Raw genomic sequence first — 21,201 nt, 5'->3', positions numbered from 1 at the left:
GCCTGGCTTGAACAACCTCAGCCCAGCAAATCGGCTTTTGTAGGCGCAAAGTCAGAATCGATCCAGATTTGCTCCAACGCGCGCAACCGATCGCCCAGCGCCTTACCCTGCAGGTCTGGCATTAAATCGGCAGCGGCCACAGGAAAAACAGCCTTGGCACCGACCTCAACATCATGCATCCACCCCTGCGGCGGCTGCGTTTCAAACAAGGCGGCGCGACACAGAATAATTGCTTTCGCCACCTTTGCCCCGTGACGATAACCAAGCTCTTGCGGCGAGCGCAATTGACCCAATTCTTCGCGGATCAGCGATACTTGCGCCAGCGCGCTGCGCGACAATCGCAGGCTTTCCGGCATTCCGCCCAAAACCACCAGCCGCGCCAGCCAGTCATTAACGCCAAAATGCACCGCAATCGGAAACGCCCGCGCATCTGCCCCGGGCAATGCCGCGCCCAATACCCCTGATTGCGCCATCGCGGCCACTGCCATTGACGGGTCAGGGGCAGACAGCAGTTTACGAAACTCGTCGCCAACTCTTTCGCGTGAAAGCGTCTCTAACCCTGCAGAATGGGCAGCACAGGCAGCAAGCCCGTCGGCGTCGAGGCCAAGGGATTGATCGCCGTACCACGCAAAAAACCGAAAAAACCGCAAGATGCGAAGATAGTCTTCGGCAATCCGCGCGTCTGCATCGCCAACAAACCGCACCCGCCGCGCCAAGAGGTCGGGCAAGCCGCCCAATGGGTCAACAACCTCACCATCTGCGCGCGCATAAAGTGCGTTCATCGTAAAGTCACGCCGCGCCGCATCCTCGGCGACATCGGTCGAAAAACGCACAACGGCGCGCCTGCCATCGGTTTCAATATCGCGTCGAAAGGTCGTCACCTCATGCGCAATACCATTGGCGAAAACGGTCACGGTGCCATGTTCAAATCCCGTCGGGATCACTTTGAAACCGGCCTTTTCCGCTATGTTAGTCACCATTTCAGGCGTTGCGTCGGTTGCAATATCGATGTCATTGACCGGTGCCCCGATCAATGCGTTGCGCACACACCCCCCCACAAATAGCGCCTGAAACCCCATGGCCGACAGGGCCTGACACAGGCCTTGCGTGCCGGAATGATGTAGCCAATCACCCGTAACCTGCATCACGCCATCCTTTCGGCCAACCCGCGCAAGATCCGCGCGGTTGCGCCCCAAATATAGTAAGGGCCGTATGGCACCGCATAATAGCGCCGCAGCTCTCCGCGCCAAAGACGCGCCTCAATACGAAAATTGGCTGGATTAGTGACGAACTCGAGCGGAACCGAAAACACTTCCTCCACCTCACCCGCCTCTGGCACCGGAGTGAACGCGCCCGTTATTGTGGCCAATATCGGGTAAACAGTAAAGCCAGTCACGGTTTCATGCGCTGGCAAAACGCCTAACACCGTCACCGAAGCGGGCAGCAGGCCAACCTCTTCCCGTGCTTCACGCAGGGCGGCAGCGGTTGGAGTTGCGTCGATAGGGTCCAGCTTGCCACCCGGAAAGGCGATTTGGCCGGGATGGTGTTTTAGATGCGAGGAGCGCTTGGTTAATAACAAGCGCGGCCCCTCGCCCGTATCTTGCACCGCCACCAGAACGGCAGCATCGCGCAGCTTTCGCCCCGGCGGCAAAATGACGCCGGGGTTTAGGTCAAAGTCCGATGACGCGCCGGTTTCCTGATCAAGAGCCCGGCGCAGGGCATCAGTTATCATCCGGCTGTATCCCCAGCGTCTTTGGATCCAGCACGTAATGCGCGCTGCAAAACTGGCAATCCGCCGTCACCACGCCGTCTTCGGTGATCATATCCGCCAAATCTTCGGCCGTGTAAATCGAGAGCGATTCACGGACCCGCTCTTCCGAACAAGTGCAACCAAAACGAATAGGCTGCGGGTCAAAAACACGCGGCCGATCTTCGTGAAACAGGCGAATCAGCAAGTCGGTCGGCGCAACCTGCGGGCCAACAAGCTCCATTTCTTCGACGGTATCCAACAGATGGTTGGCACGGTTCCAGTTTTCGCCTTCATCGTCAGTCAACAAATCCTGATGGCCCAGCAAACCACCCTCACCCGAACCGCCATCACCCTGCGCAGAGGGCGATGCCTTGGGCATTATTTGCAACATCACACCGCCTGCACGCCATGCCGCATCTTCGCCCGGCAAAATGCTTTTGCCAAAGCTTAGCTGAAAACGGGTTGGCAGTTGCTCGGACTGTGCAAAATATGTCTCGGCGCAATCTGAAAGCGACTTTCCGGCAATTGGAGTGATACCTTGATACGGTACCATGCCTTCGCCTTGATCGATCAGAATCGCAAAAAAACCTTCTCCGACAAGGGAAAAAGGTTCTTTTCCATCGATATCGGCCTCTTTGTCAAAGGCAGCATAGGCCCGGACGCGTGCAGGTTCACCGTCCTCTGTCGGGCCGTAATAATCTGTCGCAATCATGCTAACTGGACCATTGCCGCGAATTTGCAACGACAGTTTCCAGCGCAATTTGATGGTTTGGCCAATCATCGCCGTCAAAAGCGTGGCTTCGGCCACCAATGCCTCTACCTGGGGTGGATATTCATGTTGTTTCAACACAGATTCCAACGCACCATCAAGCCGCGCAACGCGACCGCGGATGTCAGAGTTATCAAGCTGAAATGGTAGGACGGTATCGTCCCAAGCAATTTTTGTTCCGATGGTCATGGGGTTCCCTTGGCAAGCCAGCCTTGGCATACCGCTAACATATAGGGACAGCAACCAATGGGCCAAGGGGGTAATGATGATTAAACGCTATGGTGATGTACCGAAATCGGGCCAAGCCTATACACGACGTCCGGGTGTCTATGCGATTTTACACCGCAATGGCGAGGTTTTGTTGACACATCAGGCCGTGCCATCGTCGGAAATCCAGCTTCCCGGTGGCGGAATAGATGCGGGCGAAAACCCTATCGCGGCGCTGCATCGTGAAGTCTATGAAGAGACCGGCTGGCACATGGCACTCCAATTCAAGTTTGGTACCTTTCGTCGCTTTGCCTTTATGCCCGAGTACAATCTTTGGGCCGAAAAAATATGCACAATTTATGTGGGCCGCCCGACAATGCAGATGTCCGCACCAACAGAACCCGATCACATGCCGCTTTGGATGCCCGCCAAGAACGCCGCATCTGTATTGGGCAACCCCGGCGACCGTGCCATGATGGAAAGTTTTGCACGACTAGCCCTTTAACAAGAACAGCACACCAGAAACATCATCCGGAAAATCCTCATCGCCGAAATGCTTTGAAAGATCCCAAACCAACGCCTCAAGCAGGTCCGAACCGCCCATGCCGAAATTTGCCTGCAAGATTTTGGCCAACCCCTCCTCACCCAGCTCTTCCCCTTTGGGTGAGGGACATTCCGTTACCCCGTCCGAAACCAGAAACAGCCTGTCACCAGGCTTTAGCGTCAACTCAATACGGTCATACACCGCCCCCTGTATCAGCCCGATCGGCATCCCGCCCGCGCCAATAAACTCAATCTCGCCACTTTGCCGAATCAGCGCCGGATGCGGGTGGCCCGCTTGCACCATCTGCACAAAGCCGGTGCGCAGGTTAATATCTGCATAGGCGAGCGTAAAATACTGTTCGACCTGAATATCATTGAACATCATGCTATTCAGCTTGGCTGCAACCTCTTCTGGCGGGTGAGCATCCATTTCGCCAAATTCACCCCGCATCAATGCTACATTTTGGTCAGGAGACGACCCCGATAACAGCCCCGAAAGCCGCGCCGTCATCATAGCCGATGCAACGCCGTGGCCAGAAACATCAACCGAATAGATTCCGATCCGATGTGAGCTGATTTCAAAAAAGCCGACCAAATCACCACCAACATGGCCTGACGGGCGCAACATGGCAGAAACTTCACCCCGCCCGAAATCGCGGAACCGTTCGCGGACCAGGGTTTGCTGCAATCTCCGCGCTTCAATCAGATCTCGGTCCAGCGAATCATACAGTTTTTGCAGTTCATCCAGGGTTGCGCCGATAAGCCGGTTCTTTTGCATCAATTCAGATTGCATGCCCAAGATACGTTCGCCTGCCCGCAAACGTGCCCGCAGCTCATCCGGATTAACGGGTTTGGACAAATAATCATCCGCGCCGCAATCCAAACCATCTGCTACCTCACCCTTTTCGGACTTTGCTGTAAGCAAGATGAAATAGCCATAACCTTCACGTGGTAACGCCTTGAAAGATCGACAGAAATCAAGACCATTCATCTCGGGCATCATCCAATCGCTTAGCACAAAATCAAAGCAATTTTTCTGGCACAACGCCAAGGCCGAAACGCCCGAGTCTGCCTCGGTGACCTTATATCCGCCGCGCGTAAGAGCTAATGACAAAATTCGCCGTTGCGCACGACTGTCATCCACAACCAAAACATGCCGAGGCACCGCGGAAGCGATCGATTTCGATGATCTCTTTGGCGTCACAACGGCCACGCGGTATCCCTTTCTTATGCCTTTGACCGATGTGCCACCAAAAAACTTAAGGCAGAATGAACCCTAAAACTTTCGCAATCTTGCTTTGCCACCAACACCAGTTGTTAAGGATAGCGCTGCAAGATGTTTGACAGGTGTGGGCGAACCTTAAAATCTTGGGGGTTATGATGATCGATTGGAGCCGTGTGCGTGAGCTTCGCAATGAAATAGGCGCTGACGACTTTGATGAAGTTGTTCAGCTTTTTTTAGAAGAGACGGATGAGGTGGCCGCCACATTGGCCAAAGACCAGTCATCGCAAGCTATTGAGTCTGCTTTGCATTTTCTAAAGGGCAGCGCCTTAAATCTTGGATTTCGCAAGCTGGCAGAGATGTGTCAGGCCGGTGAAAGGGCCGCAGCCGCGGGCAACTGCCTTAGCATCAACATCGACAAAGTCGTCGAAGTGTACGCGGCATCAAAACGGGCCTTTGAAGCGGGTCAAAGGGCAGAAGATGCCGCGTGACCCTTAAATCAAGAACTCGGCCAGCGCCTCATCTGCCGTGATATCACGAAAGCTGAACCCAGCCCTGTCCATGTTGCCGAACAGATGTCTAAAATTGTCGGCATCTTTGGTCTCAATGCCAATCAAAACAGAGCCAAAGTTCCTTGCCGATTTTTTAAGATACTCAAATCGCGCAATATCATCGTCTGGGCCAAGCATCATCAAGAACTCGCGCAGCGCGCCAGGGCGTTGCGGCATGCGTAAAATGAAATATTTTTTCAGTCCCGCATAGCGCTGCGCCCGTTCCTTCACCTCAGGCAGACGCTCAAAATCGAAATTACCACCAGAGGTAACGCAAACCACTGTTTTGCCCGAGATTTGATCCGCAAGGCTGGGCAAAACATCCACCGAAAGCGCCCCTGCCGGTTCTAACACGATGCCTTCGACATTCAGCATCTCTAGCATAGTCGTACAAATCCGGTCTTCGGGCGCAAGCAAGACATCGGCAGGATCGACCCACTTTAACATTTCAAACGTGCACGCCCCCAATCGCGCCACTGCCGCGCCATCAACGAACGAATTAACCTTTGGAATCGTTACGGCCGCACCGCTGGCCAAAGCCGCGGTCAGGCTTGCCCCGCCCAAAGGTTCAACAAACCGGAATTGCGTATCAGGCGCGACCTGACGCATAAACCCTGTCACCCCCGAGGCTAGACCACCGCCACCCACAGGCAACACAATCATATCAGGCGCATAACCAAGCTGCTCCATAATCTCAACTGCGACACTTGCCTGACCCTCAATCACGTCAGGGTCATCGAATGGCGATAGAAAATGGGCGCCCTTTTCTGCACAAAACTTTTGGGCGGCACTTAGGGTTTGGTCAAAATAATCGCCGGTCAGAACAATTTTGATACTATCCCCGCCGAAAACGCGGGTTTTGTCGATCTTTTGTTGCGGCGTGGTAACGGGCATGAAAATTGTCCCATGCACCCCAAAATGACGGCACGCATAGGCGACGCCCTGCGCGTGATTGCCCGCGCTGGCGCAGACAAACTGGCATTGCGTTGGGTTGGTTTCGCGCACTTTGCGCATCGCATTCACTGCACCGCGAATTTTGTAGGAACGCACTGGTGCCAAATCTTCGCGCTTTAGCCAAATTTCGGCATTGTAGCGGGCAGACAGATGGTCATTGCGCTGCAACGGCGTCGGATCAAATAGATCGCGCAGGGCGGCGGTGGCGGTGCGGGCGTCAAGGGCGAAATCATGCATGCAATCGATTAGACCCAACCAGCCCGGAAAGACAAGTCTGACAATAGGTTCGGCCCAAGTTTGCAGGCGAAAAAAACACCAATTTCGCGCACGGCCGTCGGCCCAGGCCGCATCGATTAACCCTGCAAGCCGTAAAGCCCGCAGCCAATGCTTGCCCTTAGCGCAAATACCCAGTAATCGCAGGGAAATTGCGAAGGAGAAGCCCATGTCTGCCGCCCCAAAATTTGCCCCAAAAAAAGTCGTCCTCGCCTATTCCGGCGGGCTGGATACCTCGATCATTCTGAAATGGTTGCAAACCGAATATGGTTGCGAGGTTGTTACCTTTACCGCCGATCTGGGCCAAGGCGAAGAGCTGGAACCAGCGCGCCAAAAGGCCGTACTGCTTGGGATTAAACCCGAGAACATTCATATCGAAGACGTACGCGAAGAGTTTGTTCGTGATTTCGTGTTCCCGATGTTTCGCGCAAACGCCCTGTATGAGGGGCTTTACCTGCTCGGCACCTCAATCGCGCGGCCATTGATTTCCAAGCGTTTGGTAGAGTTGGCGCATGAGCATGGGGCCGATGCGGTTGCGCATGGTGCGACAGGCAAAGGCAACGACCAGGTTCGGTTTGAACTTTCCGCCTATGCTTTGGACCCTGCGATCAAGGTGATCGCACCATGGCGCGAGTGGGATTTGACCAGCCGCACCAAGCTGCTGGAATTTGCCGAAGCGAACCAGATCCCGATTGCCAAAGATAAGCGCGGCGAAGCGCCCTTCTCGGTTGATGCGAATCTTTTGCATACTTCGTCCGAAGGCAAGGCGTTGGAAAACCCTGCACAAGAAGCGCCCGAGTATGTATATCAGCGGACCGTTTCGCCCGAACAGGCACCGAATACGCCCGAATATATCGAAGTGACCTTTGAAAAGGGTGACGCCGTCGCGATCAATGGCGAGGCAATGAGCCCGGCGACGATTTTGACCAAGCTGAACGAGCTGGGCGGCGCGCATGGGATTGGCCGCCTCGACTTTGTTGAAAACCGCTTCGTCGGTATGAAATCGCGCGGGATCTATGAAACCCCCGGCGGGACTGTGCTGCTTGAGGCCCACCGCGCCATGGAACAGATCACGCTGGATGCGGGTTCGGGCCACCTAAAAGACAGCATCATGCCCCGCTATGCCGAGCTGATTTATAACGGTTTCTGGTTCAGCCCCGAGCGCGAGATGTTGCAGGCTTTGATCGATAAGTCGCAAGAGCACGTCTCGGGTACGGTGCGGTTGAAGCTGTATAAAGGCACGGCAAGCTGCGTGGGCCGCTGGTCTGAACATTCCTTGTATTCCGAGGCGCATGTCACGTTTGAAGACGATGCCGGCGCCTATGATCAGAAAGATGCAGCCGGCTTTATTCGCCTGAATGCCTTGCGTTTGAAATTGATTGCCACGCGGAATGCGCGGGTAAAGTAAGATCTGACCCGCACTTAAAACTATGTACAAAATGTTTTTCGCGACCCCCACTTTGGGGGTCGCTTTTTTCTAGGTCACGTGACTCAGTCTACTCTACAGTAATAACTGTCATCACCAATTTACCGTCAACTTTGACAGGGCCGTCTTCTTTGGCACCCAAGGTATATTCAAAGTTGCCGACGATATTGCCGCCATCTTCTCCATGAACCATGAGCATCAGCATGTCGCCAGATTTTACCGGCTCGGTCAGAATAGCGGCTACATCCATCGTTTCCCCTTCACGGATCGGGGCGTAGCCTACAACCGGGCCAGGTTTCATTTCAGCATTGGTGCGATGCACTACCATCCAACCATTCTGCGCGGCGGAAATTTTTTCAGCCGATACGATACCGTTTGCGACATCTTGATTGGAAGCAGTGACACCTTGCATCATATCGCCTGCAGCAAAAGCCACACCTGTGGACAAAAACAAAGCGGCGGTTGTTGTGAAAAGTTTCATATGAGCATTCCCTTTGAAAGTTGTATGGATCACGGGGTAGCTACGTACGGCCTTCGCCAAAAGTTTCACGTCAAGGCCAAAAATCTTTTGCCGTCCATCAAGGGTTCGATTTTTGCGCTATTCCAGCTTGAACGCCACCATCTGTTCGTAGAAGGGCAAGGCAGCGTTGAGCAGGTCGGAATAGTCATCTGACAGGGCCGGAAGCGGGCCTTCGGCATCTTCGAACCCCGTTGAACGATGAACAGCGCCATACCAATGCGGCGCCCAAGCGCCATCATCGGGATGGCCGCCAGATGGCCAGTGCAGCATGTTTTCGGTGTAAGGAATGCCGAGTGCTGCGCAAAGCCTGGCCAAGGCTTGGGCAGGGTTGGCACGGATATCAAAGCTGTCGATCACAATCGGCGGACGACCAAGCCGCGTGGTCTCGGATTGAAACAGCGCGGCTTGTTGTACAAAGCCAATATCGTTCAATGTTGGCCCCTGCCTTTTGCGCGCATATGAGGCAATGACACGTGCGGGGTGACGGATTAGAAAGACGTTTTCACAGCTTTCCATCCATGACAGATCCATACCCGGCAACATGTGATGGGTCATGTGTTTTTGGTAGAGATAGCGCTTTTCATCCGGAATTGGGCCAGTGAGGTCAGCTGCGACCTGCGCAGGATCACTGGATTGGCTGGCGAGCGTTTCGGCCTGCATCGGGTGTATTTGGCCTGATTGGGTAAGATAGGCTGCATAAAACGGTTCATCGACCACAGCACAATCGCCGCGAGACGCAAAACTGTACATCATGGCGGTAGAAAGATTGCGCGGACCAGACCACATAGCGATTTTCAAAAGAGGCTTCCTTGCTCAGATGGTGGTCGGGGTTTCACACCCCCGCGTCGCACTGGACAGAATGCGACTGACCCCCGTGGGTTACTTGGATTAGATGATATTGGGGCGAGGGTAACCTGCTTCGTGCTTAGCTGGAAAGATAAAAGACTGCTGCAAACGAATGGTTTTGACGCGTTCGTGAAACACGGAATGCGATGCAGAATTCACCTTACTGTGACAAGGACGGCGTAACGGTTGCGCTTTTGTCGGATGCAGCGCCATGCTTGGGGAAATGGAGGATTGCGCATGTTGAAATGGCTATTGGTAGCACTGGCGATGGGCACGGGCGCGGCGCAGGCGGCGACGGAAAAAGCAATTCTTGCCGGCGGGTGTTTTTGGTGTGTGGAATCGGATTTTGAGCAGGTGCCGGGGGTGAAATCGGTTGTGTCCGGCTATACCGGCGGGGCGACCGCGAACCCGACCTATAAGCAAGTCGGCAAGGGGGGAACCGGCCATTATGAGGCCGTAGAGATTTCGTTTGATCCGGCACGCGTAAGCTATGCAAAAATTATGGAACTGTTTTTCCGGTCTGTTGATCCGACGGATGCGGGGGGGCAGTTTTGTGATCGGGGCGAGAGTTATCGCACAGCAGTGTTTGCGTTGAATGCCGGACAAAAGGCCGCGGCCGAGGCAGCAAAAGCCGAAGCGGCGCGGGCGCTGGGGCGCAAGATCGTGACACCTGTGCTGACGGCGGGGCCGTTTTACAAGGCCGAAGCCTATCATCAAGATTACTATAAAGGCAGTAATATCGTGATTACGCGGCGCGGGCCCAAGACACAGTCAGAGGCGTATAAGTTTTACCGCAAAGCCTGCGGGCGGGATGCCAAGGTGAAAGCGCTTTGGGGGAAAGCTGCCGCGTTTGCGCATTAAGGCGCTGATTCTAGAAAAGAATCTACGTCGTCCGCATTTGGCATCGCGGCGGCCGCACCTTTGCGGGTGACTTGCAGCGCGGCCGCGGCACTGGCACGGCGGAGCGCCTGTTCCGGTGCCAAGCCCGCATCAAGGGCCGCAGCGATAAAGCCTGCAAAGCAATCTCCGGCGCCGGTTGTGTCAATCGGGTTGACCGGAAATGAAGGAATGGAAAGAGGGCTGGTTTTGGGGCTGTGCCACTCGGCCCCGTCTGCGCCCTTTGTGATGATGACATCGCAATCTGGCAAACCGCCGAGCGCACGGGTCATCTCGGCCGCCTCGCCTGCGTTCATCAAAAGCAAATGGGCGTAAGGGATGGCCAGTTGCAGCGGCACAAGATCGAATGGCGCAGGGGTGTAAAGGACACGCAGGCCCATATCGGCGGCAAGTCGGATGGTGGCGGATTGGGCCGAAGTTTCATTCTGGACCAGAAGCAGGTCATTCGGGCGGGCCGAGGCCAAGGCGCGGGTGGCGTGGGCATCGGTGATTTGGCGATTGGCGCCGGGGTAAAGGATGATGTTGTTTTCGGCAGCGGGATCGACCTGAATGATGGCGTGACCTGTAGCTGTTGTGAGGTGTAGAACGCTGCTGGTATTGACGCCGTAGTGGTTCAACTCATCCAACACCCAATTGGAATCAGGACCGATAGCACCGATGAGAAAGACTTTGGCACCGGCTTTGCTTGCGGCGACGGATTGGTTCGCGCCTTTGCCACCGAGGCCTTTGGTGTAACTGGTTGCCGCGAGGGTTTCGCCGGGTTTGGCAAGATGTGGCACCTGGTAGACGTGATCTATGTTGATGGAGCCGAGCGTGTAGATCGCCATATCTGTGCCTTTGCTGTGCAGCTTTGTACGGGGATCGGGCAAGGCCGGGGCGCTGCCCCGGACCCCGGGATATTTGAAGATAGATGAGACGGGGTTGATGCGGCCCCGTCAAGTAGATTAGCCGACCTTGCAAGCGGCGAGAACAGCCATGTTCAGGATGTCGTTCACTGTTGAGGCGGTGCTGCAGATTTGGATCGGGCGGTTTACGCCGGTCAGAATGGGGCCGATGACAGTGGCGCCGGCCATTTCCTGCATCAGCTTGACCGAGATCGAGGCCGAGTGACGTGCGGGAACCACAAGGATATTGGCCGGGCCTGTCAGACGGCTGAAGGGATATTGCGCCGCAGCCTCGGGGTTGAGGGCGACATCGACGGTCATTTCGCCTTCGTATTCGAAATCGACATTGCGGGCATCGAGAAGCTTCGGGGCCTCGTGCATTTTGGTCGCGCGCTCTGAGACCGGATAGCCAAAGGTGGAAAAGGATACAAAGGCGACGCGCGGCTCTAACCCCAGATTGCGGGCGACGCCTGCGGCTTTGGTGGCGATGGTGGCAAGATCTTCCGGCTCGGGCCATTCATGGACCAAGGTATCGGCGATCAGGACGATTTTACCTTTGTGCAGCAGAGCCGTAACGCCAACGGCGCCATCGGTGGCTTTGGCATCAAAGACATGATTGATGTGAGAAAGAACATGCGCCGATTTGCGCGTGACGCCGGTGACAAGCCCGTCGCCGTGACCGTGGGCCAGCATAAGTGACGCAAACACATGCCGGTCGCGGGCGGCGAGGCGGTGGATATCAAGCCGGTCAAAGCCGTTGCGTTGCAGGCGGTTGTACAGAAATTCGCGGTATGCATGGAGGTGGCGGGTGTTCGCGGCGTTAACCACCTCGAGTTCCCGGACGGCATCGCCGAGACCTGCGGCCTCTAGCTTTTCCTTTACGTCTGATTCGCGCCCGACGACGATAGATTTTCCGAGGCCTGCCCGTTGGTAGGCAACAGCCGCACGCAGCACGCGGGGATCATCGCCTTCGGCAAAGATCATACGGGCCTGGGCCTGTTTTGCGCGGGCATGGAGACCTTGCAGGATAGAGGCCGTTGGGTCCATCCGCGATTTCAGGGATAGTTCATAGGCGTGCAAATCGATGATCGGGCGACGGGCAACGCCGGTATCCATGCCGGCCTTGGCGACCGCGGGCGGGATAACATAGATCAGCCGCGGGTCGAACGGGGTGGGGATGATATAGTCGCGGCCAAAAGACAGTTTGCGGCCATAAGCCATTGCCACCTCATCCGGCACATCTTCGCGTGCAAGTTTGGCGAGCGCGTTGGCGCAAGCGATTTTCATCTCGTCATTGATCGCACGAGCGTGGATATCCAACGCACCCCGAAACAGGTAGGGAAAGCCAAGGACGTTGTTCACCTGGTTCGGGTAATCCGAACGCCCTGTGGCAACGATCGCATCGGGGCGAACGGCATGGGCATCCTCGGGCGTGATTTCGGGATCGGGGTTGGCCATCGCGAAAATCACCGGGTTTTCGGCCATGTTTGTGACCATTTCTTGCGTTACCGCGCCTTTGGCAGAAACGCCGAGAAACACATCTGCGCCTTTCATCGCCTCATCCAGCGTGCGCAGGTCGGTGTTGGCGGCATGGGCCGATTTCCATTGGTTCATGCCTTCGGTCCGGCCTTGATAGATCACGCCTTTGGTGTCGCACATGATGCAATTGTCATGCTGGGCGCCCATGGATTTCAGCAATTCCAAGCAGGCGATACCGGCGGCCCCTGCCCCGTTCAGCACGATGCGGCAATCCTGGATTTTCTTGCCCGAGATTTCCAAAGCGTTGATCAGGCCGGCCGCGCAGATAACAGCGGTGCCGTGCTGATCATCATGGAAAACCGGGATGTCCATGATTTCTTTCAGGCGCTGCTCGATGATGAAACACTCGGGCGCCTTGATATCTTCGAGGTTAATGCCGCCGAAAGTGGGCCCCATGAGCGACACGGCCTTGATGATTTCGTCGGCGTCTTCGGTATCCAGCTCGATATCAATGGCGTTCACATCGGCAAAACGTTTAAACAGAACGGCCTTACCCTCCATCACCGGCTTTGAGGCCAATGCGCCAAGGTTGCCCATGCCCAAAATCGCAGTGCCATTGGAAATGACCGCAACCATGTTGCCTTTGACCGTGTAATCATAAGCTGTTTCCGGATTGTCAGCGATGGCCTGCACCGGCACCGCAACACCCGGGCTGTAGGCCAGCGAGAGATCACGCTGGGTTGCCATCGGCGTGGAGGCAGTGATTTCGTACTTACCGGGCTTTGGCTCCAGGTGATAGGCGAGGGCTTCTTCTGGGGTAACGCGGTTCTTGGACGACATGGGGCAACCTTTTGTGGGATTTCCGCGATACTAGGGGGCTGCGGCGATTGGCACAACTTTGTTAGCGCCCAACAAAACGCGGCAAATGGAACCCCTTTCCCCTTGGCCCGCGGTTTTGTAGGGTCGGGGCCAAACTGGGGGTGGGCATTGAATACCGAAACGGCAACGCCGATGATGGCGCAATATCTGGAAATCAAGGGCCGGCACCGCGACGCGCTGCTGTTCTACCGGATGGGCGATTTTTATGAGATGTTTTTTGACGATGCGGTAAACGCGGCGGCGGCACTGGATATTGCGCTGACGAAACGTGGCAAGCATTTGGGCAAAGATATCGCGATGTGCGGCGTGCCGGTTCATGCTGCCGAGGGCTATTTGCTGACGCTGATCCGCAAAGGCTTTCGCGTGGCGATTGCCGAACAGATGGAGAACCCGGCCGAGGCGAAAAAGCGTGGGGCCAAATCGGTTGTGGCACGCGATGTGGTGCGGCTGGTGACACCCGGTACGCTGACCGAGGATACGCTGCTAGAGGCGCGGCGGCACAACTTTCTGGCCGCTTTCAGCGAGGTTAGAGACATCGCGGCACTGGCCTGGTGTGATATTTCAACGGGCGAGTTTCGGGTGATGCCCTGCCCCGCCACACGGCTTGGGCCCGAGTTGGCACGCTTGGCGCCGAAAGAACTGCTGGTGGTTGACGGGTTTGATTTGTCCTTGGACGATGGCCCCGCAATGACGCCGCTTGCACGGTCAAGCTTTGATAGCGCTGGTGCGGAACGAAAGCTGTGCGACCTGTTTGAAGTTGCCTCGCTTGAAAGCTTTGGCCAGTTTGACCGCGCCGAGATTTCGGCGATGGGGGCGCTGGTAGATTATCTGGACCTGACGCAGCGCGGCAACCTGCCCCTGCTGCGCCCACCAGTGCATGAAGATCCGGGTGGGCTTGTGCAAATCGATGCCTCAACCCGACGAAACCTTGAAATTACAGCGGTGCTTTCGGGGGGGAAAGAAGGATCTTTGCTGGCAGCAATTGACCGGACGTTGACTGCGGCAGGCGGGCGGTTGCTGGAACGTCGGCTTTCTGCCCCTTCGCGGCATCTGGATGTTATCCATGGGCGGTTGCAAGCAGTACGTTTCACGCACGAACAGAGCCGCTTTCGCGAGGATATCCGCAGCTTTTTGCGGCGCTGCCCTGATGCAGATCGCGCGCTGTCACGGCTGGCGCTGGACCGTGGCGGCCCGCGAGATCTGACAGCCATCCGGACCGGGTTGGAACAGGCGCAACAGTTAAGCAAAGCGATCGGATCGCAAGGCCCGCTGTTGATGCAAACGGCCGCTGCGGCGCTGACAGGGCATGACACGCTGCACGCCTTACTGGATGCGGCATTGGTGGCTGAACCGCCGCTTTTGGCGCGGGACGGCGGGTTTATTGCAACAGGCTATGATCCTGAATTGGATGAAGCCCGCAAACTGCGGGATGAAGGGCGGGCAGTGATTGCCGCGATGCAAGCCGATTATGCGGCACAAACCGGTATCAGCAGTCTGAAAATCAAGCACAACAATGTGCTGGGATATTTCGTCGATGTAACCTCGACCCATGCCGAAAAGATGCTGTCGGCGCCATTGTCTGAAACCTTTATTCACCGGCAGACCACTGCAGGGCAAGTGCGGTTCACGACGGTGCCTTTATCGGAAATGGAAACCAAGATACTGAACGCGGGCAATCTGACGATTGAGATTGAAAAGCGGCACTATGCAAGCCTGCGACAAGCGATCCTGGATGAGGCAGCAGCGCTATCGGCCACCGCGCGGGCAATTGCCGAGATTGACCTAGCGGCAGCATTTGCCGATTTGGCGGCCGAGGAAAACTGGGTTGAACCCGTGGTTGATAACAGCCGGGCGTTTGAAATTACCGGCGGGCGGCATCCGGTTGTAGAGCGTGCCCTGCGCAAACAAAGCGGTGCGCAGTTCGTAGCCAATGATTGCAATCTGTCGGCGGATGGTACGGCAGCAATTTGGCTTTTGACCGGGCCAAACATGGCAGGTAAGTCAACCTTCTTGCGACAGAACGCGCTTATCGCCCTATTGGCGCAGGCAGGCAGTTTTGTGCCGGCAAAAAACGCCCATATTGGCCTTGTCAGTCAGCTTTTCAGCCGTGTCGGCGCGTCGGATGATCTGGCGCGCGGGCGCTCAACTTTCATGGTTGAAATGGTAGAGACAGCAGCAATCTTGCATCAGGCAGATGCACGGGCGTTGGTGATATTGGATGAAATCGGACGCGGCACCGCAACATATGACGGGCTGTCGATTGCATGGGCAACGCTGGAATATCTACACGACAAAAACCAGTGCCGCGCATTGTTTGCCACCCATTACCACGAAATGACATCCCTGGCCGGCAAACTCGCAGGGGTAGAGAATGCCACCGTTAGCGTTAAAGAATGGGAAGGCGATGTGATCTTCTTGCACGAAGTGCGCAAGGGGGCCGCAGATCGTTCATATGGCGTGCAGGTTGCCAAGCTGGCCGGGTTGCCCTTGGCGGTAACAGATCGCGCTAAAGTGGTGCTAGAGGCCCTAGAAGCGGGTGAGCGCGCAGGCGGCAAGCAAAAGGCGCTCATTGACGATTTGCCATTGTTTCGAGTGGCCCCCCCTGCCCCGGCAACCAAACAGATTAAGGCGTCGGAAGTTGAGGAAAGATTGCGAGACATATTACCGGATCAACTCACGCCAATCGAGGCGCTAGGTCTGATATATGAACTCAAATCAAAACTAAGCTCTTAACAGCTTTCTTTTCGGCAAAAATATCCTCGGGGGGTCCGGGGGGCAGACAGCCCCCCGGCGCTCGCCAAGTTAAATCACGCTGGCGTAGAAGAAACGCCGACCTGCGCAGGGCGCAGCAAGCGGTCGTGGAGCAAGAAGCCCTCGGTCATCACCTGAATAATTTGGCCAGCCTTGGTACCCTGGACGGGTGCCTCAAACATGGCTTGGTGCGTCTGTGGATCAAACTGGTCGCCAATCTCGGGTACGATCGGGGTCACATTGTGCTTGGTCATAACTGACAGCAACTCACGCAACGTCAGCTCTACGCCTTCGATAATAGGAGAGGCATCTGCACGGTGCTGGTCGGTTGCCGCATCCAACGCACGGCGGAGGTTGTCATATACTGGCAACAAATCGCGCGCGAGTTTGGAGCTGCCGTATTGCTCGGCCTCGCGCCGATCACGCTCACTGCGCTTGCGGGCGTTTTCGGCGTCGGCAAGCGCGCGCATGAAACGATCGCGGAAATCATCACGCTCGGCGCGGACGGCGTGCAGCTCATCCATAGGAGGCTCGGCCCCAAATTCGGACATATCAATTTCGGCTGCTGCCGTGTCTAGGGGTTCGGTTTTGGCTGCCTGTTCGTTGGCCATGTCGTCTTTCCTTGTTTCACTCATTCGCAATCATCCTCTTGACCGGTCGGATATAAGCCGCCCGACAAGCTGCGCTGTGTAGTCAACGATGGGGACGATGCGGCCGTAATTCAACCGCGTCGGACCAATCACACCGACAGCACCGATGATCTTTCGATCAGCGTTCATATAGGGAGAAACAACAAGAGACGACCCCGAAAGTGAGAACAACTTGTTTTCAGAGCCAATAAAAATGCGTACGCCTTCGCCTTCCTCTGTCAGCTCTAGGAATTCGGCGATGTCACGCTTGCGCTCAAGGTCATCAAAGAGGTGGCGGATTCGTTCAAAATCCAGCGCCTCGGTCGTACCGTCGAGAAGGTTCGCCCTGCCCCGCACGATCAGGCGCTCGCTTTGTTCGCCAGGATTTTCCCATAAGACAAGACCTGTTTCCACCAGCTGACGGGCAAGGATGTCAATTTCTTGCCGACGGTTGTTGATCTCGACAGTAACCGATTTGCGCAATTCGGACAGGGTTTTTCCGGCGGCAAGCGCGTTGAGGAAATTTGCGGCCTCGCGCATCGAAGACGGGGTTTGACCGGGAGGTGGCGTAAACACCCGGTTTTCGACGTGGCTATCAGCAAAGACAAGTACAACCAAAGCGCGATCAGCGCTGAGGCTGACAAATTCGATATGCTTTATGGGGGCTTCGTGCTTGGGGCTGAGCACAAGACTGGCACCCTGCGTAATGCCCGAGAGGGTTGAGCCGATGCGATCAAGCAAGGTGCTGACATCGGATTGCCGATTGCCCATCGTGGCATCAATCAAATCGCGATCCTCGGACGCAACCTCGCCGACCTCTAACACGCCATCAACAAACATGCGAAGGCCGGTTTGGGTGGGTATGCGACCTGATGACGTATGCGGGCTGCCAAGAAGGCCAAGATACTCGAGATCTTGCATCACATTCCGGATGGTTGCCGCGCTAACCTTTTCGGACATACTGCGTGTCAGCGTGCGGGAACCGACTGGCTCTCCCGACGTCAGATAGCCCTCGACCACGCGGCGAAAAACCTCGCGCGAACGGTCATTGAGTTCGGACATAATGGCGGCACGATTTTTCTGATCGGTCATTTGGCTGCTTTCGACGGGCAATATACATTATGGAGTGGCGGACGGCTTCGTCAATGAGGCTTGCATCCTTATCGACAGGACAGGTAACTGTGGATAACTTTGAAAAGGAGCATCCCATGCGGCCATCCGCCCGAAACCTAGACCAAATGCGCAATGTGACCATTGAGACCGGTGTGATGAAACATGCCGAGGGCTCTTGCCTGATCAAGATGGGGGAAACGCATGTGCTGTGTTCGGCCTCTATCGAAGACAAGGCCCCGTCATTTTTGAAAAATACCGGACAAGGTTGGGTGACGGCAGAATATGGAATGCTACCGCGCGCGACCAATTCACGCAACCGCCGCGAGGCAGCGCTGGGAAAACAAAGCGGGCGCACACAAGAGATTCAACGGCTGATTGGCCGCGCGCTAAGGGCTGGTGTTGACCGTCGAGCATTGGGTGAACGGCAAATTGTTGTGGATTGTGATGTGTTGCAGGCCGATGGCGGCACGCGTTGTGCGTCAATTACAGGCGGTTGGATTGCACTGCGTTTGGCAATAAACAAGCTGATTAAGGCGGGGTTAGTGACGTCTGACCCGATCGTGGACCACGTTGTTGCTGTCTCTTGCGGGATCTATGCTGGCCAACCGGTTCTGGATTTGGACTATGCCGAGGATTCAAACGCTGGCACCGATGGTAACTTTATTCTGACTGGTTCGGCGCGTTTGATCGAAATTCAGATGTCGGCTGAAGGGGCGACTTTCTCGCGCGGTGAGATGGGCGAGTTGATGGACTTGGCCGAGATGGGGTGCGCGGACCTGGTAGCCGCCCAAAAAGCTGCGTTGGCCTAACTTATGCGCAAGTTTGATGGGAAACAGTTGTTGGTTGCAACACATAATGCAGGGAAGCTGGCAGAAATTGGCGCACTGCTAAAGCCGTTTGGTGTTACAGTTGTCTCGGCCGGGGCGCTGGGGCTGCCAGAACCACTTGAGACAGAAGACAATTTTGTCGGAAACGCACGCATTAAGGCCCATGCAGCCGCAAAAGCTGCGGGTATGATAGCGCTGGCAGACGATTCCGGCATTTGCGTTGATGGGTTAAAAGGCGCACCGGGTGTTTACACCGCTGATTGGGCCGAAACCCCCAACGGACGCGATTTCAAAATGGCCATGGAGCGCACTTGGCGCGAGTTGGAAACGGTGGAGGCACCTAAGCCGCGTTTGGCCCGGTTTTGCTGTACGCTTGTATTGGCGTGGCCTGATGGCCATGACGAGGTTTTCGAAGGCGAAATGCGTGGGCAGGTCGTCTGGCCCATGCGCGGCGACTTGGGGCATGGCTATGATCCCATATTTCAACCAGAAGGTTTCGAAACAACATTTGGCGAAATGAAAGCAGATCAGAAGAACGAGATCAGCCACCGCTCTGACGCATTTCGCAAACTGGTGACGGGTTGTTTCACGTGAAACAGTTTCCCGCAGTAGAAGATTGGCAGACAGGTGGATTTGGGTTGTATATTCATTGGCCGTTCTGCCAATCAAAATGCCCGTATTGCGATTTTAACAGCCATGTTTCAGCCAGCCTCGACCAAAAGCGGTGGGAAGCTGCGTATCTTTCAGAAATTGAACGCTTTGGCACAGAAACAAGTGGCAGAGTGCTGCAGACGGTTTTCTTTGGCGGTGGCACCCCATCGCTAATGGCGCCGGAACTGGTCCACGCGATAATCTCAAGGATCAAGGGCACATGGCCAACATCGAATGACCTTGAGATTACTATGGAGGCAAACCCCGGATCGGTTGAAAGTGATCGCTTTCGAGGCTATTCGGCCGCAGGGGTTAACCGCGTGTCCATTGGTGTGCAAGCCCTGAATGACCCCGATCTAAAGGCATTAGGGCGCCTGCACGATGTGAGTGAGGCAAAGCGAGCCATCGCATTGGCGCAAAGCGTATTTGACCGCGTCAGTTTTGATTTGATCTATGCGCGGCAAAATCAAGACCTGATCAGCTGGAAGGCCGAGCTAACCGAAGCCCTTTCTTTGGCAAGTGGCCACCTTTCGCTTTACCAACTGACGATAGAGGATGGTACGGCCTTCGGTGACCGGTTTAAGCGCGGCCTTTTGCGCGGATTGCCAAATGAAGACCTTGGCGCCGATATGTATCTCTTGACCCAAGAACTAACGGAAGCAGCGGGCTATCGGTCATATGAGATTTCGAATTACGCCAAGAGTGGCCATGACGCCAAACACAACTGCATTTATTGGAATGCCGGCGACTATATAGGCATTGGTCCGGGCGCTCATGGCAGACTGACCTTGGGCAACGTAAGGATGTCGACAGAAGCCATTTCTAATCCGGTAGATTGGCTTACGGGAGTTGAAACACTTGGTTCTGTTGAAAAAAGAGAGCGTATTCAGCCGGTTGAACAAGGTACTGAATATCTTTTGATGGGTTTGCGACGAGACACAGGAATCGATCTAGAGCGGTACTATCGCATTTCCGGGCAGCAAATTTCAGAACAAAAGATAGATCTGCTCCGCGGCCTTGGTATGGTTGAGATAAAAGAAAGCCGCCTCATTGCAACACAGCAAGGGCGGCTCGTCTTGAACGCGGTTATCGAAAACCTGATGGAGTGACGCGAAACCCTATTCGCGATCCATTTGCGACAAGGTACGACACAAGTTGTCCAGATCATCCAAGGTATTATAACGAATAGACAATGTGCCGCGCTCGCCGCCTGGCTCATGATTAATACTGACGGCCATCCTAAGGTTTGCGGCCAGATCAGCCTCGAGGGCACGTGTATCCGCGTCTTTCTCAGACCGCGCATGCCCAGCCGCCCCCTTTGGTCTCGGCCGGGTCGTAGATGTTTCACGTGCCAGCTTTTCGGTCTCACGCACCGAAAGGCCTTTTTCAATGATCGTCTTAGCCAGGCTCGAAGGGTCAGTAGTATTGATAAGTGCCCGTGCGTGGCCAGCGGTAAGGCTGCCGTCGCGGATAAGACCCTGCACATCACCCGGCAGATTGAGCAAACGAAGCAGGTTCGCAATATGGCTGCGGCTTTTCGAGAGTGCTTCAGCGATCTTTTCTTGGGTGTGCCCAAAACGGTCCATCAACTGGCGGAAGCCGGCGGCCTCTTCAATTGCATTCAGGTCTGCGCGTTGAATGTTCTCGATAATTGCGACTTCCAGCACCTCGGTATCGTCAAAATTGCGTACTATGGCGGGAAGTTTGTGAAGCTGGGCAATCTGGGCAGCGCGCCAACGACGCTCGCCCGCAACAATTTCATAGGTGTCTGACCCTGCAATTGGCCGCACAATCAGCGGCTGAAGTATGCCCTTTTGCTTGATAGACGCGGCAAGGCTTTCCAACGCCTCACGGGTGAAATCGCGCCGCGGCTGGTTTGGGTTCGGAACCAATTTTTCAACTGCAATAAGCAACTCTTGACGTTTACTGGCCTGAGCCTCACCCACATTCTCAGGTGCCAGATTGATATCTGACATCAGAGCCGACAGCCCCCGACCCAAGCCGCGTCGTTCATGCTTTTTTTCCATCAG

Annotated in this window: 20 protein-coding genes; 8 read left to right on the top strand and 12 right to left on the bottom strand. The window is 55.5% G+C overall.

The features are described 5' to 3' along the window. Positions 1 to 17: 17 nt before the first annotated feature. Genes AKU79_RS15500 through hslO form a run of 3 tightly spaced genes read right to left on the bottom strand, consistent with a single transcriptional unit; the run spans position 18 to position 2,708 of the window. Positions 18 to 1,145, bottom strand: a complete 1,128-nt coding sequence (locus tag AKU79_RS15500; RefSeq protein WP_050524481.1) for a CCA tRNA nucleotidyltransferase — start codon at positions 1,143 to 1,145, stop codon at positions 18 to 20. After that, a complete protein-coding gene (locus tag AKU79_RS15495; RefSeq protein ID WP_408002850.1) occupies positions 1,145 to 1,729 on the bottom strand; it encodes a CoA pyrophosphatase in 585 nt (194 codons plus the stop codon). Before AKU79_RS15495 ends, AKU79_RS15500 begins: the two co-directional genes overlap by 1 nt. Then, positions 1,722 to 2,708, bottom strand: a complete 987-nt coding sequence (gene hslO, locus AKU79_RS15490; protein WP_050524479.1) for an Hsp33 family molecular chaperone HslO — start codon at positions 2,706 to 2,708, stop codon at positions 1,722 to 1,724. Before hslO ends, AKU79_RS15495 begins: the two co-directional genes overlap by 8 nt. A 76-nt stretch (positions 2,709 to 2,784) precedes the next feature. On the opposite strand from hslO, the gene AKU79_RS15485 reads away from it, so the two are divergent. Beyond that, on the top strand, positions 2,785 to 3,231 hold the full coding sequence (locus tag AKU79_RS15485; protein ID WP_050524843.1) for an NUDIX domain-containing protein: 447 nt from the start codon (positions 2,785 to 2,787) through the stop codon (positions 3,229 to 3,231). Here the strand turns inward: AKU79_RS15485 and AKU79_RS15480 are convergent. Then, a complete protein-coding gene (locus AKU79_RS15480) occupies positions 3,220 to 4,482 on the bottom strand; it encodes a SpoIIE family protein phosphatase (protein ID WP_408002848.1) in 1,263 nt (420 codons plus the stop codon). The genes AKU79_RS15485 and AKU79_RS15480 overlap by 12 nt on opposite strands. Before the next feature lie 164 nt (positions 4,483 to 4,646). Here AKU79_RS15480 and AKU79_RS15475 point away from each other — a divergent pair, with 164 nt between their 5' ends. After that, positions 4,647 to 4,982: an Hpt domain-containing protein gene (locus AKU79_RS15475; RefSeq protein WP_082224093.1), complete on the top strand. Its 336-nt coding sequence runs from the start codon at positions 4,647 to 4,649 to the stop codon at positions 4,980 to 4,982. Between the two features lie 3 nt (positions 4,983 to 4,985). Here the strand turns inward: AKU79_RS15475 and ilvA are convergent, their stop codons facing one another. After that, positions 4,986 to 6,233: a threonine ammonia-lyase IlvA gene (ilvA, locus tag AKU79_RS15470; protein ID WP_050524840.1), complete on the bottom strand. Its 1,248-nt coding sequence runs from the start codon at positions 6,231 to 6,233 to the stop codon at positions 4,986 to 4,988. Positions 6,234 to 6,438: 205 nt separating this feature from the next. Here ilvA and AKU79_RS15465 point away from each other — a divergent pair, with 205 nt between their 5' ends. Continuing rightward, complete coding sequence (locus AKU79_RS15465) at positions 6,439 to 7,677, top strand: argininosuccinate synthase (protein ID WP_050524478.1); 1,239 nt, start codon at positions 6,439 to 6,441, stop codon at positions 7,675 to 7,677. An 88-nt stretch (positions 7,678 to 7,765) separates the two neighbouring features. On the opposite strand, the gene AKU79_RS15460 is transcribed toward AKU79_RS15465, so the two are convergent. Then, positions 7,766 to 8,176 (bottom strand): DUF7282 domain-containing protein, encoded by a 411-nt coding sequence (locus tag AKU79_RS15460; RefSeq protein WP_050524477.1) that lies wholly within the window; start codon positions 8,174 to 8,176, stop codon positions 7,766 to 7,768. A 117-nt stretch (positions 8,177 to 8,293) separates the two neighbouring features. After that, complete coding sequence (locus AKU79_RS15455) at positions 8,294 to 9,013, bottom strand: sulfotransferase-like domain-containing protein (protein WP_456238887.1); 720 nt, start codon at positions 9,011 to 9,013, stop codon at positions 8,294 to 8,296. Between the two features lie 285 nt (positions 9,014 to 9,298). Here AKU79_RS15455 and msrA point away from each other — a divergent pair, with 285 nt between their 5' ends. Then, complete coding sequence (gene msrA, locus AKU79_RS15450; protein WP_408002847.1) at positions 9,299 to 9,922, top strand: peptide-methionine (S)-S-oxide reductase MsrA; 624 nt, start codon at positions 9,299 to 9,301, stop codon at positions 9,920 to 9,922. On the opposite strand, the gene AKU79_RS15445 is transcribed toward msrA, so the two are convergent. Beyond that, on the bottom strand, positions 9,919 to 10,785 hold the full coding sequence (locus AKU79_RS15445) for a ribokinase (protein WP_050524474.1): 867 nt from the start codon (positions 10,783 to 10,785) through the stop codon (positions 9,919 to 9,921). The two genes, msrA and AKU79_RS15445, sit on opposite strands and share 4 nt — an antisense overlap. 117 nt (positions 10,786 to 10,902) lie before the next feature. Further along, the gene (locus tag AKU79_RS15440) at positions 10,903 to 13,161 is read right to left on the bottom strand and encodes an NADP-dependent malic enzyme (RefSeq protein WP_050524473.1); all 2,259 of its coding nucleotides are present in this window, start codon (positions 13,159 to 13,161) and stop codon (positions 10,903 to 10,905) included. 171 nt (positions 13,162 to 13,332) lie between these two features. Here AKU79_RS15440 and mutS point away from each other — a divergent pair, with 171 nt between their 5' ends. Continuing rightward, positions 13,333 to 15,933 carry a DNA mismatch repair protein MutS gene (mutS, locus tag AKU79_RS15435; RefSeq protein ID WP_050524839.1) on the top strand — a complete coding sequence of 867 codons (2,601 nt, stop codon included), beginning with the start codon at positions 13,333 to 13,335 and terminating at the stop codon, positions 15,931 to 15,933. Positions 15,934 to 16,007: 74 nt separating this feature from the next. On the opposite strand, the gene AKU79_RS15430 is transcribed toward mutS, so the two are convergent. Both AKU79_RS15430 and hrcA read right to left on the bottom strand, forming a co-directional pair. Further along, complete coding sequence (locus AKU79_RS15430) at positions 16,008 to 16,586, bottom strand: nucleotide exchange factor GrpE (protein WP_050524472.1); 579 nt, start codon at positions 16,584 to 16,586, stop codon at positions 16,008 to 16,010. A 6-nt stretch (positions 16,587 to 16,592) separates the two neighbouring features. Continuing rightward, complete coding sequence (gene hrcA / locus AKU79_RS15425; protein ID WP_050524471.1) at positions 16,593 to 17,672, bottom strand: heat-inducible transcriptional repressor HrcA; 1,080 nt, start codon at positions 17,670 to 17,672, stop codon at positions 16,593 to 16,595. A 116-nt stretch (positions 17,673 to 17,788) separates the two neighbouring features. Between hrcA and rph the strand changes: the two genes are divergently transcribed. Genes rph through hemW form a run of 3 tightly spaced genes read left to right on the top strand, consistent with a single transcriptional unit; the run spans position 17,789 to position 20,280 of the window. Next, positions 17,789 to 18,502, top strand: coding sequence for a ribonuclease PH (gene rph / locus AKU79_RS15420; protein ID WP_050524470.1), 714 nt, complete (start codon positions 17,789 to 17,791; stop codon positions 18,500 to 18,502). 3 nt (positions 18,503 to 18,505) lie between these two features. After that, positions 18,506 to 19,114 carry an RdgB/HAM1 family non-canonical purine NTP pyrophosphatase gene (gene rdgB, locus AKU79_RS15415; protein WP_050524469.1) on the top strand — a complete coding sequence of 203 codons (609 nt, stop codon included), beginning with the start codon at positions 18,506 to 18,508 and terminating at the stop codon, positions 19,112 to 19,114. Further along, positions 19,111 to 20,280, top strand: a complete 1,170-nt coding sequence (gene hemW, locus AKU79_RS15410) for a radical SAM family heme chaperone HemW (protein ID WP_050524468.1) — start codon at positions 19,111 to 19,113, stop codon at positions 20,278 to 20,280. The genes rdgB and hemW overlap by 4 nt, the downstream gene beginning before the upstream one ends. A 9-nt stretch (positions 20,281 to 20,289) precedes the next feature. On the opposite strand, the gene AKU79_RS15405 is transcribed toward hemW, so the two are convergent. Beyond that, on the bottom strand, positions 20,290 to 21,198 hold the full coding sequence (locus AKU79_RS15405; protein ID WP_050524467.1) for a ParB/RepB/Spo0J family partition protein: 909 nt from the start codon (positions 21,196 to 21,198) through the stop codon (positions 20,290 to 20,292). Positions 21,199 to 21,201 lie beyond the last annotated feature (3 nt).

The organism is Pseudorhodobacter wandonensis, assembly GCF_001202035.1.
Lineage (GTDB): Bacteria > Pseudomonadota > Alphaproteobacteria > Rhodobacterales > Rhodobacteraceae > Pseudorhodobacter > Pseudorhodobacter wandonensis.
Note: the sequence above shows the minus strand (reverse complement) of the source record. Positions and strands in the feature narration are given on the sequence as shown.

Bases quoted from the DNA above. Each gene is read 5' to 3' on its own strand.
- AKU79_RS15500 (WP_050524481.1), bottom strand. From the start codon at position 1,145: ATGCAGGTTACGGGTGATTGGCTACATCATTCCGGCACGCAAGGCCTG.
- hslO (WP_050524479.1), bottom strand. From the start codon at position 2,708: ATGACCATCGGAACAAAAATTGCTTGGGACGATACCGTCCTACCATTT.
- AKU79_RS15485 (WP_050524843.1), top strand. From the start codon at position 2,785: ATGATTAAACGCTATGGTGATGTACCGAAATCGGGCCAAGCCTATACA.
- AKU79_RS15475 (WP_082224093.1), top strand. From the start codon at position 4,647: ATGATGATCGATTGGAGCCGTGTGCGTGAGCTTCGCAATGAAATAGGC.
- ilvA (WP_050524840.1), bottom strand. From the start codon at position 6,233: ATGCATGATTTCGCCCTTGACGCCCGCACCGCCACCGCCGCCCTGCGC.
- AKU79_RS15465 (WP_050524478.1), top strand. From the start codon at position 6,439: ATGTCTGCCGCCCCAAAATTTGCCCCAAAAAAAGTCGTCCTCGCCTAT.
- AKU79_RS15460 (WP_050524477.1), bottom strand. From the start codon at position 8,176: ATGAAACTTTTCACAACAACCGCCGCTTTGTTTTTGTCCACAGGTGTG.
- msrA (WP_408002847.1), top strand. From the start codon at position 9,299: ATGTTGAAATGGCTATTGGTAGCACTGGCGATGGGCACGGGCGCGGCG.
- AKU79_RS15445 (WP_050524474.1), bottom strand. From the start codon at position 10,785: ATGGCGATCTACACGCTCGGCTCCATCAACATAGATCACGTCTACCAG.
- AKU79_RS15440 (WP_050524473.1), bottom strand. From the start codon at position 13,161: ATGTCGTCCAAGAACCGCGTTACCCCAGAAGAAGCCCTCGCCTATCAC.
- mutS (WP_050524839.1), top strand. From the start codon at position 13,333: ATGATGGCGCAATATCTGGAAATCAAGGGCCGGCACCGCGACGCGCTG.
- AKU79_RS15430 (WP_050524472.1), bottom strand. From the start codon at position 16,586: ATGAGTGAAACAAGGAAAGACGACATGGCCAACGAACAGGCAGCCAAA.
- hrcA (WP_050524471.1), bottom strand. From the start codon at position 17,672: ATGACCGATCAGAAAAATCGTGCCGCCATTATGTCCGAACTCAATGAC.
- rph (WP_050524470.1), top strand. From the start codon at position 17,789: ATGCGGCCATCCGCCCGAAACCTAGACCAAATGCGCAATGTGACCATT.
- rdgB (WP_050524469.1), top strand. From the start codon at position 18,506: ATGCGCAAGTTTGATGGGAAACAGTTGTTGGTTGCAACACATAATGCA.
- AKU79_RS15405 (WP_050524467.1), bottom strand. From the start codon at position 21,198: ATGGAAAAAAAGCATGAACGACGCGGCTTGGGTCGGGGGCTGTCGGCT.